At 57.3% G+C, this 17,923-nt stretch carries 8 protein-coding genes; 2 read left to right on the top strand and 6 right to left on the bottom strand.

Annotation, left to right across the window (positions count from 1 at the left end; translation table 11 throughout):
• Complete coding sequence (locus ACR0I8_RS21055; RefSeq protein WP_170380732.1) at positions 1-1,137, bottom strand: Gfo/Idh/MocA family protein; 1,137 nt, start codon at positions 1,135-1,137, stop codon at positions 1-3.
• A gap of 393 nt (positions 1,138-1,530) precedes the next feature.
• Here ACR0I8_RS21055 and ACR0I8_RS21060 point away from each other — a divergent pair, with 393 nt between their 5' ends.
• Together ACR0I8_RS21060 and ACR0I8_RS21065 are read left to right on the top strand one after the other, a co-directional pair.
• Positions 1,531-2,370 carry a 2OG-Fe(II) oxygenase gene (locus tag ACR0I8_RS21060; protein WP_170380734.1) on the top strand — a complete coding sequence of 280 codons (840 nt, stop codon included), beginning with the start codon at positions 1,531-1,533 and terminating at the stop codon, positions 2,368-2,370.
• 19 nt (positions 2,371-2,389) lie between these two features.
• The gene (locus tag ACR0I8_RS21065) at positions 2,390-2,950 is read left to right on the top strand and encodes a serine O-acetyltransferase (RefSeq protein ID WP_425084693.1); all 561 of its coding nucleotides are present in this window, start codon (positions 2,390-2,392) and stop codon (positions 2,948-2,950) included.
• On the opposite strand, the gene ACR0I8_RS21070 is transcribed toward ACR0I8_RS21065, so the two are convergent.
• The 5 genes from ACR0I8_RS21070 to ACR0I8_RS21090 all read right to left on the bottom strand — a co-directional run bounded on the left by ACR0I8_RS21070 (position 2,947) and on the right by ACR0I8_RS21090 (position 17,680).
• A complete protein-coding gene (locus tag ACR0I8_RS21070) occupies positions 2,947-4,440 on the bottom strand; it encodes an O-antigen ligase family protein (RefSeq protein WP_170692493.1) in 1,494 nt (497 codons plus the stop codon). The genes ACR0I8_RS21065 and ACR0I8_RS21070 overlap by 4 nt on opposite strands.
• Positions 4,441-4,560: 120 nt before the next feature.
• The gene (locus ACR0I8_RS21075) at positions 4,561-5,493 is read right to left on the bottom strand and encodes a hypothetical protein (RefSeq protein ID WP_170692490.1); all 933 of its coding nucleotides are present in this window, start codon (positions 5,491-5,493) and stop codon (positions 4,561-4,563) included.
• 81 nt (positions 5,494-5,574) lie between these two features.
• Positions 5,575-10,221 (bottom strand): MupA/Atu3671 family FMN-dependent luciferase-like monooxygenase, encoded by a 4,647-nt coding sequence (locus ACR0I8_RS21080; RefSeq protein ID WP_170692487.1) that lies wholly within the window; start codon positions 10,219-10,221, stop codon positions 5,575-5,577.
• Between the two features lie 2 nt (positions 10,222-10,223).
• Positions 10,224-11,234 carry a glycosyltransferase family 2 protein gene (locus ACR0I8_RS21085; protein WP_170692484.1) on the bottom strand — a complete coding sequence of 337 codons (1,011 nt, stop codon included), beginning with the start codon at positions 11,232-11,234 and terminating at the stop codon, positions 10,224-10,226.
• A 2-nt stretch (positions 11,235-11,236) separates the two neighbouring features.
• A complete protein-coding gene (locus ACR0I8_RS21090) occupies positions 11,237-17,680 on the bottom strand; it encodes a type I polyketide synthase (protein ID WP_170692481.1) in 6,444 nt (2,147 codons plus the stop codon).
• Positions 17,681-17,923: the final 243 nt, after the last annotated feature.

Below are 17,923 nucleotides of genomic sequence, written 5' to 3' on the forward strand. Positions count from 1 at the left end.
TTAGCGTGCCAGACTTTTGGCCCAGGGCATCGGGGCCACCGGTTCAAAGCGGGTTTTCATCGCGACCGAACCAACGTGCTCACCAGCGTTTTGCAGAGCCAGAGTAACCTCATTCATATGCAGTGACAGATCGGAGGAAAGCCGGCACGGGCGATTTTCGAGGATGGCGTCAAACAGTTCGACCACACCCAGGGCAAAATTCATCGTTGCGGCTCCCTTGCGACCCAATTTGGCATGAGTTGGGCCCTTGAGCTTGAGCCGCCGCGCCACCGGCGCATTTACTAGCCGCCGACGCAAATTGAACCGTTTCCTCAAGCGGACAGGGGCGGAGTTGTTCCAGCATTCGTCCATCTCGATCACGCCCTTGTCGCCTATGATCCTGAGTTCATGGTTGTGCACCGCCAAGATCGAGCATGTCAGTCGCGCGACCACACCACTTTCGAAAAACAACGTTCCCACAGAAAAGTCCGGTGCCGCATTTGTCGTGACATCCGAAACATCAGCCAACCCGGCCGAGGCCGCCACAACGGTTCTGACAGGCCCGAACATCGGTAGCAGCCAGGCAAGGTAGTAACCGGCATGTTCCAACGTGCATCCGGTCTCAAATTCATCCTTCGCGGGCCAGGGAGCTCCACTTTCAGACATCCACTTCCCGTAGGGAGCCTGCGAAATGAAATCGTCATCCATCTCGGCATAAATCAACCGGACGGGTCCAAGCAAATCAGCGCGCAGCCCGGCCCAGATTGTTTGCGGAGCTTCCCCCAAAAAACTGCAGGGTGCCGATGCCAAGCGCAAATTTTGGCTTTCTGCCAATTCGGTCAGTGCATGCGCCTGCTCCATTTGCATCGCCAGTGGTTTTTCAGAATAGACGTGAAAACCGGCCTTCAGCGCTGCGGATGAAACCTCGTAATGCGAGGACGGGTTGGTCAGGTTCAGCAACACATCACCCTGTTCGCCATGCTCCATCAAAGCAGACAGGCTGTCGATTGCCGGCAAAGACCAATGCGCACAAAACGCGGCCAGACGACTTGCGTCACGGTCATAACATCCTGCAATTTCGATTTCAGGGTAGAGCCTGAGTGAGCGCAGATACAAATCCGCGACGTAACCAGTACCAACAATGAACAAACTGGGCATAAACAGGAATAACTCTTAGTCGACGGACAAGAACTCACAAACGATTAACCCAGTAATATTGGCAGAAATAGGGTTGCACCACTGTAAATTAGGTAACAGATCGCAATTGGGTCCAAGATGGTTCGTTATCTCCATGTTCCTCAGCGCGGAATCAGGGATTTCAGCGATCTAGAGAGGTAAATTCAATTGTCGCGCAATGCGAAACTTTTGGTCGGAGACTGGGTCATTGATCCAAATCATGTATTTGTCAGTGTCGGATGGATATGTCACATTGCGGAATAGGGGGGCATCCCCTCATATTTCTGGTAGAAGACTTCGATCCCTACCTTGCTCTGTAACAGCAGCGGCTGGCCGGTAATTAGAGTTTCGTTATTGTTAAAATAGGAAAAGAAGATGGCGATCTATCAAATTGATCCCGAACGTTTGAGTATCAGCACTGAAAGTGCCCGCGCGGCTGCTGCGCCCTTTGCAGAAGAATATCAGAGCGGTCAGCCCTACAATCACATTTGCATCGACAATTTTCTGCCTGAAGAGGTCTTGCGTAAAGTTCAGAAGGATTTGATGTCGCTTGAGGAAAACGAAGACAGTGACACATTTCAGCGCGCGCAGGAGAATCTGAAAACCCAGTACAATCCTGAACGTTTACCGACCTATTCGCGTGAGTTGTTTCATGCCTTCAACTCGCGCCCGTTCATCCAGTTTCTTGAGGGAATGACCGGGATCAAGGGTCTGATCCCAGACCCCTATTATATTGGCGCAGGTATCCATCGGGTTAGTAACGGTGGCCATCTGGATATTCACGCAGATTTCAATCTGCACAAACAAATGTCGGTTGAACGTCGGCTGAATGTGTTGATCTATCTCAACGATGACTGGCGTGAAGAATGGGGTGGTTCCTTCGAGATCTGGAGTAATGATATGAGCACGAAGATCAAGAGCTTCGTGCCCACGTTCAACCGCATGTGCTGCTTTTCAACTGGGTCCAACACATTCCACGGTAATCCTGAAAAAGTGAACCATCCCAAAGGTGAACCCCGCCAGTCGATCGCTCTTTATTATTACACGGCGACCTGGGATCCTAGCCGCAAGGCACACTCGACGATCTTCAAACCCCGCCCGGGAACCGAGGATCAGTTCGACCGTCAATCGCGCCGGCAGGAGATATTGGAAAACTGGTTGCCACCAGTTGTGTACCGCCGGGTCTATCCGCGTCTTGCGCGACTAGGCTTCTGAACAGCGACATGCGCGCCTCGTGTCACCGGACGGATGCGCATCAGTTCAAAAGGTCAGGCTCATGCAAGGCAACCTCCAGGTAGAGTCAACAGAACAGCCGCAAGTCGTCTCAGCCACGGTGCCGGACTGGTCGCGAGAAGAGGTTCGACAGTTCTGGGACCCAGGCTATAAACTTCTGCGCGCGATACGGCGGTATCAGGCCGCCAAAGCACGTGGCGGGATTCTTGGCTCGCTTTTTAGCAAATATTGGACTGTGGTTCACAGGTTCTGGTCGGTGATCACACAGTCCGAAATCCACCTGAACACCCATATCGAAGGTGGCCTGCGCTTGCCGCACCCGACCGGTATTATTATCCACCCAACTGCCCGCATTGGGCCAAACTGTATGATTTTTCACCAAGTCACGCTGGTTTCAACGGTTGAGCTTGGCGGACATGTGGATCTGGGGGCAGGCGCGAAAATCATCGGTCCACTTAAAATCGGCGATGATGTAACGGTAGGGGCGAACAGTGTTGTGACCCGGGATGTCGCGTCAGGTTCAACAGTTGCTGGTGTTCCGGCAAAGGTGCTGAATCGTTAACTCTGCGAAGTTCGTGGATGTCTTTTCCTGCGATGAAACTCAGGATATTCGGCTGTGCTGTTTTTTTGCTCACCACGGGGCTTGCGCACATGTTTAGGGTGTTGACCGGTGGCCAATTCTGGGCGGGTCTCTGTGGGTTGGATATTTTTTTCCTGAACGGTTTCGGTAATTTTTGCCATTAAAAGTCCGGCCATAAGCCAGGTGAGGTTGTTGATAGTGGCATTGGGGATCAGTTCTAGCAAGTTGATGCTCAGCATGATTGCGACGCCATGCGTCACAAACTCATCCGCTGAACCGGTGCACTCCTTTCGTCGCGCCCACAACCGAAGCAGGGGAAAGGTCAATAGCCCGAAAATACAGATGTAACCGAACCAACCTAGAACACCGATGATAAGAACCCAGTAGCCATCAGGAACTGTCAGAATTCGCCCGGTTTCGGGGTCATAGTTCCGGTTCCGGTTCCAATAGCCCCAGCCTGTCAGAGGTTTTTCCGAGGCGCGTGCTAGCAGTTGTTCTTCGTTCTCAAACCTGAAGCCCAAGGATTGCGCCCGCTCGGCTTGGATCATGCCCGCATAGCTGAGCAAACGTTCAACCGGTATTGCATCTGCGGCGCGCAGGACTGGGTATGTCAGCACGAATACCGCGCATACCATCATGACCCATCGCTGCGCCTTAGGGCGCGCGAACAGGATGATGGGAGCAAACAAAACAGCGAACAAAACCGCTCCTACGGTTTTGCACAGTACTAAGATAAGAGACAGGTAGGCTAGAATTGCGAACTTATTTCCCCTGTCTTGTCCTAGTGATCCGCGCAAAAGAGCAGCCGTAGCGAGCACCGACATAAGAATCAGAAAGGCGACGCCCAAACCGTGACCAAGAAACACAACGGGCCTGAAACCGCCAAACCTGACTTGTTGCGCGAAAAGTTGTGGGAAAAAGCCGTAGAACCAGTTGTTGAACTGAGGGCTCATTCGGATTTCGATTAAAATCGGAATCGAATAGATCAGGCCCGTCATCATATAAAGTCTAAGGAACTCTCGCTTGTTGTCCGGCGTCGATAACAAATTGAATCCCAAGACAAACGGGATCAGGGTTATCACGTGTTTGAGGGATTCTGAGATTGCATCTCGGAGCGTCAATCCGGGGAAGTACAAGGTGCCCGCGAAGATTGGTTCCAGATTGTTCGAAAAAGTCACAAATGGGCTGAAGATGTAGCCAATCATTAAGACCGAAACGATAGGCGAGTCAGGAAAGAGCTTTATTTTCTGGTCGACCATCGTCAGGCAAAGCAATAGTGCGACAATGCTGGGAATGGTGTATTTGTCCAGCGTTGGGACAAGCGGCAAGTCAAAATATGTTGCCGTTGGTAAAATCGTGTAAGCCGCCAAAATCGAGATACAAAACGCCCGCGCAGGCGGCAGCTTTTTGAAAAGCACGATCATGACAACCGGCCAGAGCGCAAGCATCAAATAAGCGAACGTGTTAGGCATCGATCCGGCCGTGGAGTTTACAGGGTTCAGCCAGTCATATCATGGCGCCGATATCTTTGTCCTCACGATTACGAAGCGCAATCGAGCTTTTGTGGCGCGAATGTTGCGCAACAAATGGACTCAGGACAGACCCAGCCCTGAAGGGCGGTAGTTTTTCACGACATCCCAAACTGTTTCCTGCATCAGCAGCGCAGACTCGGGTCCCGGGTCCGCTGCGAAACTGCCATCCGACTTAGTCAACGCATGGCGTAGTCCCACAGGAGAAGTCTGGTACAGTACCGCGTAGTGGGTCAGAGCTACGAGATAGGTGCCATAGTCATTCAAGTGGATTTCATCAGTAAACAGATCGCCTCTGGCTGCAATCGGTCCAACGCCACCACGGCGTTCAATCTCGCGGACAAAACGGGCCATGACCTGCCCAGCCGGGATGATGTAGACCGGGCTGGGAGTGTCTTCGAAAGACAGGGCGCGACGCAGAATGCCTCGTTCCCAATAGCGATCCAGGTCCGTGTCGATCCGGTTTAGCCAGCCTTCCGGATCGTCCAGCTGATGCCAGGTCTCATACAAAAAGATCTTTATCTCAGGGTTTGCGCGCCGTCCAAGCTGAATCCACTTGTGCAGGTACTTTGTGCTTTCGAAATACTTAATGGCGGCGCGAATTTCGACCATCTCAGTCAGGACCAGCGTATTGTATCTGCCGGACGACAAAGCCTCTTTTACGTCTTTGAACTCGTGCGGGATGTTGTGAAGTTCGAAACCATTGATGGTCTCGTTCGGCTCCCAATGCGCCCTAAGCGGGGTTCCCCAGCCAATTTGACTGCTGTAATCGTGCGCGTCACCCGCCAGTTGTTTCAACATCTCGGGCATGTCCGGCCCGACCAGACTGTGCCCCAGATGGAACACTATTTGCGGTATTTCAGGTGCCGGTCCTGACTGATTGTACAAGCCGTTGAACGTTGCGTCGTCGATTGGCTGCGTGCCCCTCAGCCGCAGCATACCAGCGATGGCCGCCACTGCCACCAGCACACTCCCGGGAACAAAGCGTTTCAGCACGATTCATCTCTGATGCTATGTGTCGCTATCACGGTCGCGACCCTATGTTTTGCTGCGCCATATAGCCATCTTAGTTGAGCGTCACGCCGAGCGTCTGCGCGCCCGCATCTCGCGCCGCCGCGCCATGGCGTCGCTGCGGGTACTGGCTTTTTCCGAGGCATGCGGTGCAGGTTCTGCTTCTGGTTTGGTTCTGCCAGTTTTCTTGTCCACTGTTTCGGCTAAAGCTGCGAGGGTTGGAAACCGGAATATGTCCGTGATGCTCAGGCTAGGGACATTTAATTCCTTGCGTATGTCGCGATGGGCTTGCACGGCCAGAAGCGAGTGTCCGCCCAATTCAAAGAAATTGTCCCGCCCGCTAATCTCGGCAACCCCTAGTATACGGGACCAAATCGCCGCAATCTGTTGTGACGCCGACCCGCCTGTGCTGCCCGAGTCGCTGACGGCAGCCTCGGATTTGGCTGTGATTGGCGGCGCAACGCGGGGCTTCTGCACTGACGGGGCAGGCAGGGCCTTTCGATCAACCTTGCGGTTCGGTGTCAGCGGGAAGCTCTCAAGCGTCACGAAATGCGTGGGCACCATGTAGTCTGGCAGTTGCGCTGCCAGTGCCTGCCGCAATGCCTTTTCATCAACAGTTTGATCGACGGTCATGTAAGCCGCGAGTTGCACTAAGTTGGGCGTGTCCTCTCGCGCGATGACAACCGACTGGCGCACGCCGGCTTGCGCGTCGATCAGACTTTCGATCTCGCCCAGTTCGATCCGGTAGCCGCGCAGTTTGATCTGATGATCGGCCCGGCCCAGGAAATCGAGCCGCCCGTCCGTCCGCCAGCGCACCAGATCTCCGGTCCGATAGAGCCGTGCCCCGGGCGTATCCGAAAACGGATCGGGGACGAACCGTTCGGCTGTCAGATCTTCACGCTGCCAATATCCACGGGTGACACCGGCGCCGCCGATATACAGCTCTCCGGCTACGCCGATGGGAACGGGGTTTCTGTCATCGTCCAATACATAAACCTGCGTGTTGGCGATGGGCGTGCCGACATTGATCACGCCTTCGGCAGAAGCGGCGGTTTCGGTCGTTGACCAGATCGTTGTTTCCGTCGGCCCGTACATGTTTTCGATATGCGCAGGCGACAGCTTGTTGATCTGTTTGACCAGCGAGCCGGGCAGGGCCTCGCCGCCGATCAACATGTGTTTGACCTTGGACAGGGCAAACCGTGCCTCATCGCTCATCAGGATCATCTGGGCCATGCTGGGGGTACATTGCAAATGGCTGACTTTGTGACGGATGATCTGAGCGGCGATGGAATAGTCATCCTCGGCCAGTTCTGTATCCTGATTGGACAGGCGCAGCACCTCGGCCAGAGGCTTCAGACCCTCCATCACCTGATCGACAGATATGCCATAGTCGATCAGGCAGGCAATCTCATCGACACCGATGCGTTTCAGTTCTTCGACCCGGTTCAGGCAGTCTTCGACGGTGCCAAACAGGCCGGAATCCTCGAAATAGCGCAGGAAGGCGAAATCGAGGATGCCTTCGAGCTCCTCATCAGACAGGCTGCCAAGATCCAGTTGGAACGGGTTCGAGACACCTTTGGGTTTCTTGAAGGCTGGGAAGGCCCAGGCATATTGCTTGATCAGACCGGCCGCCGAGCGTAGGTAATCCTTCATCGGCTCGCGCGCGACCTCGCGCACTTCTTCGCGGTCCTGCCCAACATAGGTGTGCAGCATCAGGGTGACCGTATGATCATCGGGATCATACCCCGCTTCGCGCAACGCAGCGTGGTAGATACCGATTTTGTCGGCCACCTCTTGCACGCTCTGCCCCAGAAGGTGAGTCAGCACGTTGGCCCCGATGGCCCCGGCTTCGCGCCAGGTGTCCGGGTTGCCCGCAGTGGTGACCCAGACAGGCAGTTTCTTCGATACCGGGCGCGGCTGCGTAACCACCCCGTGCATATCTCCGGACTTGGTGGGAAATTCCACCGTTTCACCAACCCAAAGTTGGCGCAAGGTGCTGATCGCTTCGAGCATCGCGGGTTTGTTTTCCGGCGGCGTGTTCTCGGGCCGCAGGACGAAATCATCGGGCTGCCAGCCAGAGGCGATGGCAAGTCCCGCGCGCCCGTTGGTCAGGTTGTCGATCACAGCCCATTCTTCGGCAATGCGCGCGGTATGATGCAGAGGTGCGACGCAGCTGCCTGCGCGGACGCCGATATTCTCGGTTACGGCGGCAACGGCTGCGCCTGTAACGGACGGGTTGGGGTAGGGGCCACCGAAGGCATGGAAATGACGCTCGGGCGTCCAGACAGCGCAGAAGCCGTTCTGATCCCCGAACTTCGCACCCTCAAGCAGCAGTTTGTACTTGTCGCGCCCGACGCCATCGTCGTTGCCCCAGTAGAACAGGCTGAACTCCATCCCCTTGCCAGTGATGGATTTTCCGGCGGTCGCATCACCTGCGACCAACGCGCGGTTTTCGTCATCGCTAAGAACGATCTTGAAGCCGCGCGCCAGCGTCCAGAACAGCTCTAGCACCGAAATATCGAAGGACAGGCTGGTCACCGCTAGCCAGACCCCAGCCGGATCATGACTGATGCGATCGTCCATGCCGGTGAAAAAGTTCGACACGTTGCGATGTTCAACCATGACCCCCTTGGGGCGTCCGGTCGAGCCGGAGGTGTAGATCATGTAGGCGAGGTTCTCCGAACGCACGCCGCTGTCGACATTGTCCGTCGCAGCCGTTCCCAGCCGTGGGTCCGTGTCCAGCAGCAAGGCCTGCGCGCCATGATCGGGCAGGCTTGCGGCCAGTGCGGATTCCGTCAGCACCACCTTTGCGCCGCTATCCTCAAGATACAGCGCCGTCCGGTCCGCAGGATAGGCCGGGTCCATCGGCACATAAGCTCCGCCCGCCTTCAGGATCCCCAGCGCCCCGATCAGCAACAGCGGGCATCGTTTGACATGCAAACCCACCAGCGTATCGGGGCCTACACCCATCTCACGCAAAACATGCGCAACCTGATTGGCCAGAGCGTTCAGTTCGGTATATGAGAAGCTAAGGTTCTCGAAGACCAGCGACGGGGCATCAGGGGTGCGTGCGACCTGGGCTTCGAACTGCTCATGAACGCAGCTGACCTCATCATAGGCGACGGAAGTCTTGTTCCAGTCCTGCAGGACTTGTGTGCGTTCCGTATCGGGGAGAATGGGAAGTTCAGCGATCGGTAGATCCGCGTTGGCTTGATCTGTCAGCGACACAAACAGGCTCTCGACCCGTGCAGCAAACAAGCGGAGTGAAGCTTCAGAGACATGTCCGCTGTCGGCAAACAGCGTCGCCTCTCGACCAGAAGTGGCCAGCGTCAGGCTGGTGCCTGCAACAAGACCTTCCGATACGTCATCAGACAAACCAATCACAGGCGTTTGCAGGGCCGCCGCACCTGGCAGACGCGCCGGCAGATCATAGGCGAACGGACCAATCGCCTGGGCCTGTGCAATGGTTTGTTCAAACTCCTTATGCGCCGCTGAGAATGTCTGATCCGCAGAAAAGCGGACCGGAACCCAGTCGTTGAGATACGGGGACGACACGTTGTTCAGGCGGAACGCCAGATCAAGGGTGAATGCGTCCACAAGGCGCGCCATCAAGGCGGCAAACGCAGCCTTGGCCGTCGCATCAGCAAGCCCATCTGGCACGTGCAGTGTTTGTGACCGAGGCGCGCCAGATGGCATAGCTGAATTTATCAGCGGAATGTCACTCTCTTGCAGCGCTTCAAGACGTGTGCGCCATTGTGGTTCCGATTTCAGCGTGTCAGCAATTGACTGACTGATCGCTGTCGCCTGTTCTGCGGTTAACGGGGGCAAAGCGCTGCCGCCGTTCAAAACGCCATCAGTCGCCACAGACGCACCAATACCATTTCGCAGATCGCTGATCTCAATAGCGCCGTCACTCGTTGCAACGGTCAAACTATCGGCGTTGCTCGACAGAATGGTGCCCGGCTCGGCATTGGATGGCTGATCACTCACCTTAGCCGCGCCGACGAGCCAGAGTTGGTCATCCCGCTGAATCTTGGGGCGGCATAAGGGGTTCCAATAGTCACCGTGATCCAAGGCGCGCACCAAAGCGGCCACTTCATGCGCCGGTTTTGTAAAATCCAGCCGAGCGGCTGCCTCGGGGCGGTCGTTCTTTGAAAAATAGCTGCGCTGCGACAGGTCTTGCGGGGTCGTGGGCTGATCCGTTTCAAGCGCCCGGATGACATCGCTGAAGCTATCGATGGCTGCGCCGTAGCATTTGGTGTTCAGGGTCAGAGCAGTTTCGTTGTCACTGATGTCAAATAGGTTTTGAGCAACGATTCCGCCTTCGTCCACACCGCCGGAGATCATGTGCCAGGTGATCCCGTGTTGCGTTTCCCCATTGAGAATGGCCCATACCGGCGCGTTTAACCCTGCATAGCGCGGTAGGGGGCCATCGTGGAAATTGACGGCCCCTTTGCGTGCGTTGTTCAGCAGCGATTGTGGCAGCAGTTCGAGATTTGCGATGCTGAGCAGCCAATCAAATGATACGCCTTCCAGCCGATCCGACAAATCGGGACCGGGTGCAAATAGAGGTAGGTCGTGAGACTTGGCCCAGGCCTCCACATCCGGATTGCGTGTGGCCAGACCTTGAATTTCGTGCCCCGCCTCTAGCAGTAATTCCCCGCACTGAATGACAAGGGATTCATGGCCGACAAGAAAAGTGCTGAAAGGCATCTTTATTCTCCAATAACAGGCCTGGTTTGTTGTTCCGAACTGCGTTTGCGCCAAGGCGCGCGCATGAATGCGGACAAGTCATGCCAAGCAAGAGTTCGCAAAAAATGGGGCGGCACACCGCTTTGCCTGCGTGTTATTAAGCATCGCAGCCAGTGCAAAAAGCCACCTGTCAAATGCACACAGGTGGCGCAGGCGGCATAAATTGCGCCATGGTTTTTGACGAAGTAATGAAGACGGGAGTCAAACCAATAGGTTGGCACCCGATTCCAGCTTTTCATACCCGTGGTTACTGAACCGATGTGCATCACAGCGCTGGTACGCACGTAATCGGTGCGATACCCGGCGCGCGCGGCCCGCAGGCAGAGATCGGTTTCCTCGAAATACAGGAAAAACGTTTCATCAAAGAGGCCGATCTCATCCAGCACGTCCTGCCGCATCATCAGGCTGGCCCCGGCCAACCAATCAACGGGCCGGGTCTCGGTCGGGATAGGAATGGGCACGATCCGGTTCTTGAACAACCGAGTGACAGGGCCAAAGTTGATGCTGCTTTCAAATTCGCTTGCGACAGAAGGAAAGCGGAAGCTTGTCAGGTGCGGCTCGTCGTCATCGCCGAAGATATAGCTGCCTGCAAAACCAGCTTCGGGCGTGGTTTCCAGATGCTCCATCAATATGCGGACGGCGTCCGGAGCAGGGAAGGCGTCGGAATTCAGGATGTAGACGAAGTCCGGCCGTGTTCCGTCCGAAAGGCCCGCGCGAATGCCTACATTATTGCCAGCACCGAAGCCACCATTGTGCCCAGACTGGATGGTCCGAACGCGACTGCCCTGATCCCAACCTTGTTCTTGAACGCGCTTCGAGATGGCCTCAAAGGATCCATCCTGCGAGTCGTTGTCTACAACGATGATTTCTCCTGCGATTCCTTCCATGGCCTTCCGAGCGGCCTCTACCGAGCGCAACGTCATGTCCGCGGTTTTGTAGTTAAGAATAATGGTAAGGAGTACAGGATCAGACATGGCTATTCCGCTGCCTCTGGCAGAGTGCGTCTGTAGTGCAATATTTGGCGTTCTGCGTTTTCAAGGCAGGTTTTCATCTGAGCTGCCAGCACCCGCACATTCGGTTCCAGCACCATCGAGTCATGATCTCCGGGCACCTCGAACACCTCGATACTTGGGGCCCAGGGTGTCCAGTCGTTGTCATGAGATAGATAGTAGCGTTCTTGGTGAACCAGTTTCCCAGGCCCCAGTTCCCATTTCCCGACCAAAGGCGGCCGGAACAGGGTCAGGGGGCCATCCCATGGGTGCAAGGGATAGCTGTTGACGCTTTCCAAAAATGCGGCCTCGATCTCGGTGTCGTGGAACTGCTGGCCGGTCTCGGCTGTTTCTTCCTTGGGTTGGCGTTTTTGGATTTCCCAGGCGATCCGGTTCTTGGCCCATTGAATGGGGTAGCTTGCGCCCTTGTTCCGCATCTCCTGCAGCTGAATCTTCAAACGATCCGCTTTGCTAAGCGGGTGCCGTACCGGTAGGGGCGTATCAAGCATGACAAGCGCCGCGATCTCTTCGCCCGCCTCAGACAGCTGGCGTGCAATCTCATAAGCCGTGATACCGCCACCCGAGAAACCGCCCAGCATGTACGGCCCCGAGGGCTGTACCTGCCGCATCTCTGCGATGTAGTCCTTGGCGGCCTCGCGCAGATCGCGGTGCGGTTCTTCATCACCATACAGACCGCGCGCCTGCAGGCCATAGAAGGGCCGGTCGGTGCCCACCAAATGCGCCAGATGGCGCAGGTTCAGCACATTCCCGAACATGCCCGCCACCAGGAAGAACGGAGTCTTTGGTCCACCTTCGCCAGAATGCATCGGCACCAGATGGGTAAAGCGACGTTCCGGTGTCGCCGGGGCTGTTGCTGGCGCATCGCCCTCGCCGCCATCTTTCGGCACGCCGCGGGCGGCGATCAGATCGGCGCATTTGCGGATGGTCGGGGCCTCGAACAGGACCGAAATCGGGAAGTCCACGTTATAGGCCTTGCGGATTTGCGCGAACAGCCGGACAGCGATCAGGGAATGTCCACCCAGATCGAAGAAACTGTCCTCGACACCGATCTCATCAACACCCAGTAGTTCCTGCCAGAACCCGGCGAGGCGGCGTTCGATGTCATTTTCCGGGGCGACGTAATCCGAATCCAACTCGGGGCGTTGGAATTTCTGATCCGAGCTTTCGGTGGATGCGCCGCTGTCGGCGGCCTGCGCGATCAGTCCCTCCAGATCCAGCGAGGACAGAATGAGCTGCGACTGCCCGCTGGCCAGTGCCTTGAAGAACAGGTCCGCCCCTTCTGTCGCCGGAATACCCTGAGACAGATTGTGACGCAGCCGCTCCTCGGCTGGGGACAGGGGCGCGAGGGCGTCGACCTCAGAGGTGATTGCTGGGGCGCTTTCGGTGAAGGCAAAATCCACCGCATCTTCCATCCGGCGGATCGAGAAACCCTCTACCTCGATGCAGATCGTGCCGTCCGGGGCTGCGATGGTGACATCGAAACTGGCGGCCTCGCCCTCGGCGCGGTTTTCGCCTGCGTTGCGGACCCAACTGACAATCTGCGCGGGCAGTGGTGCATAAACGCGGACCGAGCGGTAGGAGACCGGCACCCAAAGGTGCGAGGCCTGATATCCTGAGATCAGCTCCATCGCCCAGCCCGTGGCTAGATCCATCAGAGCCGGATGCAGGTGGTAGCCCGATTGTATATCCGTTTGCAGTCCCTCAGGCAGCGCCAGATGAGCCAGGCCCTCATCCTGCCCCAGTGCAGTTGAGGTCAGCACGCGCCAGCGCGGGCCGAAATTCAGATGTGCCTCCTGCGGGGATCGCAGGCGGCCCGCGCCTTCGGCCTGATGGGCCGGGCCGCAACGGGCAGCGATGGCCGCCACATCCAGCGGTGCAGGCGCGATCAGCGGCAACAGAGACAGGCTGGCTTGGGCGTTCAGTTCAAATGCATCATCCGACCCGCTCTCAACCGTTAGGTCATAGCCCACATCGCTGCGTGGCAGGCGCAGACGGACCTGCTGATCTTCACTGTCCGAGACTGCAAGGGGACGGAGGAAATACAGATCGCGAATTTCAAACGGACCGGTTTCGCCTTGTACTCGCAGAGCCTCGGACGCCAGTTCCAGATAGCCGGTGCCAGGGACCAGAGCATGACCGGCCTTGGTCCGGTGATCGTTCAGGAACCAGCGGTCATGGGCGTTGTAAGTCGCACTCAGCAGGCGGTTGCCCGCGTCATCAAAGCTTGCCTGATCCAGCATCGGAACGTCTGCGGAGGTTACGGGCGCGGGCTCTGCAGTGCCTGTCCGAGCCTCCATTGCATCGGCGGCCATGCCCACATCGGCCCATATACCCCAGTTGACCGAAACAACCTGCGTTTTGTCGCCTGTACGGGCGCGGGCATAGGCGTTCAGGTAGTCATTGGCGGCCACATAGTCGACCTGACCTACAGGTGCCGTTGCGGTTGAGCTGGATGAAAACAGAACCAACCAATCAAGCGATCCGTCGGGGAAGATCTGGTCGATGACCTGCGTGCCATGGATCTTGGGTGTAAAGACATCCTCGATCTCCATCATGGTCTTGGTCATGATCGGCGCATCGTCGATCAGGCCAGCCGCATGGATCACGCCGTTGATTCGGCCGAATTCCTGCGTGGCGCTTTCGACGCAACGGCGCATCTCTTCAACATTGCTGACGTCGACAGACATCGGAAGCACTTTGCCCCCAGCCGCTTCCAGCTTTTCGATGGCGCGGATACGGCGGGCCGTTTTGTCCTGCGGGGCCGAGCTATTCAGCACGGTTTCCCACTGATCCCGTGGCGGTAGGTCTCCACGCGCGAGCAGGACGATATTGGCATTCACCTTGGCAATCAGGGCCTCGGCCAGAGTCAGGCCAATGCCCCCAAAACCGCCGGTGATCAGATAGGTGCCGCCGTCGCGCAGGGGCAGATCGTCCAGAGACGGTTCTGTCAGAGCCTGCGGGCGATAGCCTTGTTCAAACCGCTTGCCCGCGCGGATCGCTGCTGTGAACGAGGCGGGTGGAGCCAGCAGGTCTTCCAGCACCTGATCGGTCAACCCCTCGGGCAGGGCAGGCGCGCGGCGTTTGCCCGCGCTTTGCGGCAGATCGATATCCAGCAGCGCACAGGTCAGGCCGGGGAATTCGCGCGGGATCACGCGGGTCGGGCCGGTGACCGTGGCTTTCTCGGGATAGGGCAGGGCTTCATCCCTCACCTGCAGCGCGCCCGAGCTGAGGACATGAAGGTGCAGGGGTATCGGCAGATCTTCGTCCCCAATGGCCTGCGCCAGGAAGAACAAGCTGTAAAAGCCCTGTTCCAGATTGCGGTGGAAGAAACTACCGCCGGGGCGGAAGGTCTCGGCCTGTGTCAGCAGCCAGCCATGCACAATTCGGGTTGGGATGTGTTCCTGCGCGACGAGATCACGGATCAGCGCGTCATAACTTTCGCGCCCGCGTTCGGGGGCCAGCTGATAGTGATCGTCACTGATGCGCGCAAAGGCATCGCCGGGCGTGACCGTGACCACCTTGTGACCGGCTTGCTTCAGGCGCTCGGTCAGGTTGGTACACAGCCCAGCCTCATCCGCAAAGATCAGCCAGCTTTCCTGTGCCGCCTCCGACAGATCGCCGGTGACATCCACATCGCAGGCCGCGTATTTCGGAGTCCAGGCTACGCGATAGCCCCAATCGGCGGGATCTTCGGTGCGCATCAGCCATTGGCTGGCTGTCTCGGTCCGTGTCGTTCCGGGTTCGATGAAATAGGGCGAGCGCTGGAAGGCATAGGTGGGCAGAGGCACGCGGTTGCGACTCGCCTCGCCCCAGATTTGTTCCCAGTCGAACGCGCCGCCTAAAGCCCAGATCCGGCCCAGCATGGCCATGAAATAAGCATCGTCAGCCACATCATCATTTGGATGACGCAGGCTGCTGATCACCTGATTGGCGTCGACCTTGTCATGCTGTCCGGTCAGAGAGGCCAGCGCCTTGCCTGGGCCGACCTCAATGAAGATACGCTCTGGGTTCTCGGATAGCGTGGTGATGCAATCGGCGAAATGAACGGTGTTGCGCAGATGGCTGACCCAGTATTCGGGATCGGTCGCCTCAGCCTCGGTGATCCAGTCACCGCTGCGGTTCGAGGGGAACGGGATCTGCGGTGCCTTCAATTCGATCGAGCGCAGATAGTCGCCGAATTCCTGCAGGATCGGCTCCAGCATCCGCGAATGCGCGGCGATATCGATCGGGATGCGTTGACAGTCTACGCCCTGATTGCGCAGGCGCTCCTCTAGATCGTCCAGCGCCGCCTGAGGTCCGGTTGCTACGCTCAGGCTGGGGGCGTTCACGGCGCCCAGATCGAGGTCATCCCCCAGTAGTGGCCGCAAATCGTCGGCGGGCAGGGGGACGCTCAGCATGCCACCGGCCGGAACCGTATCAAACAGCCGCCCGCGCAGATGAACCAGACCGATGCAATCCTCAAACGACATCACACCGGCCACACAAGCGGCGGTGTTTTCGCCCATCGAATGGCCGACCAGAGCGGTGGGCTGAACACCCCATTCCATCCAAAGCTGCGCCAGCGCATATTCGGTGATCATGATCAGCGGCAGTTGTACCGAAGGTGTCTTCAACCGCTCATCCGCAGCCTCTTCCTGGCCCGGTTCGGGCAGCCAGATCGCGCGGATATCATAGTCGAGCTTGGCCTGCAGAATATCCAGACCCCGATCCATCCAATCGGCAAAGACCGGCTCGGTCTCATAGAGGTCGCGCGCCATACCGGCGTACTGAGCGCCTCCGCCGGGGAACATAAAGACATGCTCAGGCGCGTCCGAGATCACCGTATGGGTGAAAACCCGACGCGGATCGTTTTCCTCAAGGATCGCGGCGGCTTCTTCATGGGTTTCGGCGACGATGACGCGCCGCTTTTCAAACCCACGTCTTCCGTCTTTCAGCGTCCAGGCGATATCGGCCAAATCTTGTTCAGGATTGGCCCGCAGATGCGCGGCCAATGCTGCGCTGTTGGCATCCAGCGCTTTCTTGCCCCGCGCCGAAACCGTGAGGATTTGAAACGGCCAATCCGACGGTTCGGATGCGGCTCGCTCAGGCGCTTCCTCCAGAATGGCATGAGCATTTGTGCCGCCGACGCCCAGAGAATTCACCCCGGCTCGGCGCGGGCCCTTGTACGAAACCCAATCGGTTAGAGTGTCATTCACCCGGAACGGGCTGTTCTCGAAATCGATCGCCGGGTTGGGTTTCTCGTAGCCCAAGCTGGGCGGGATCTGCTTGTGATGCAGGGCCAGCGAGGTCTTGATCAGGCTCGCCACCCCGGCGGCGGTATCGAGATGGCCGATATTGGTTTTGACCGAGCCCAGCCGGCAGAAGCCCGTTTCCTGTGTGGTTTCCGAAAACGCCTGTGTCAGCGCGGCCACTTCGATCGGATCCCCCAGATAGGTGCCGGTGCCGTGGCATTCGATGTAGTCCACTGTATCGGCTTGAACATCGGCCATCACATGGGCCTCGGAAATCGCGGCGGCTTGACCATCCACAGATGGCGCCAAGTACCCGGCTTTGGCCGCGCCATCATTGTTGATCGCCGTACCGCGGATCACGCCCCAGATATGGTCGCCATCCTCGATCGCATCAGACAGACGCCGCAAAATGACAGCGCCAGCACCCGAGCCAAAAACAGTGCCTTGCGCGCGATGATCGAAGGCGTGGCAATGGCCATCGGGTGAGAGAACCTCGCCCTCTTTATAAACATAACCCCTATTGTGAGGGAGCTCGATCGTGACGCCCCCGGCAATTGCCATATCGCACTCACCGGTCAACAGAGCCTGCGTTGCATAATGCGTTGCGACCAGCGAGGTCGAACAAGCGGTCTGCACGTTCACGCTCGGGCCCTTGAGGTCGAGGATATGGCTCAGCCGGGTCGACAGGAAATCCTTGTCATTACCGGTATGGCGCAACAAGAACATGCCCACGTCGTCGACCAGATCCCGGTTCGAGCAGACATTGAAATAAAAATAGCTGCCCATGCCGCAGCCTGCGAACACGCCGATAGGTCCGGGAAAGTTTTCAGGCGGATGGCCAGCGTTTTCCAGCGCTTCCCAAGCCACCTCTAGAAACTGGCGGTGTTGCGGGTCCATGATGGCGGCTTCTTTTGGGGAAAGACCGAAAAACTCGGCGTCAAATTCCTCGAAGCGATCCAGCGGCGCGGCAAACGGCACATAGTCAGGCCGCTCAAGCAAATGTGGAGTCTCACCGTTCGCAATGAGCTGTTCCCTGCTGAGCTGGTGGATAGATTCCACCCCCTCGCACAGGTTGTACCAATATGCTTCAATCGAAGACGAACCGGGCAAATGCGCGGCCATGCCAACGATTGCGATGTCGCCGTCCCTGGCAGAAATACTCACAGTAGAACCATCCATAAATAAACCGATTTGAGTTTAAGTCCCGCTGTAGGGATTGCCAAACGAAAGTGATGCGTGTGCGCTGAATTTTACGGCCTGTGCTGCGCGCAATCCCCAGCATTATGGTGTAGGGGCCTCATAATGCCAAAAAAAACACCACACGCGAGCTTTGGACCGTGGATTTCCGGGAATAAAAAGCGCTCTTCGATGGTTTCCGAATTCTCTACAATCTGAAGCCAGAAGAATTATTGCGCCAGCCAC

It is taken from the genome of Ruegeria sp. BG9 (assembly GCF_056538305.1).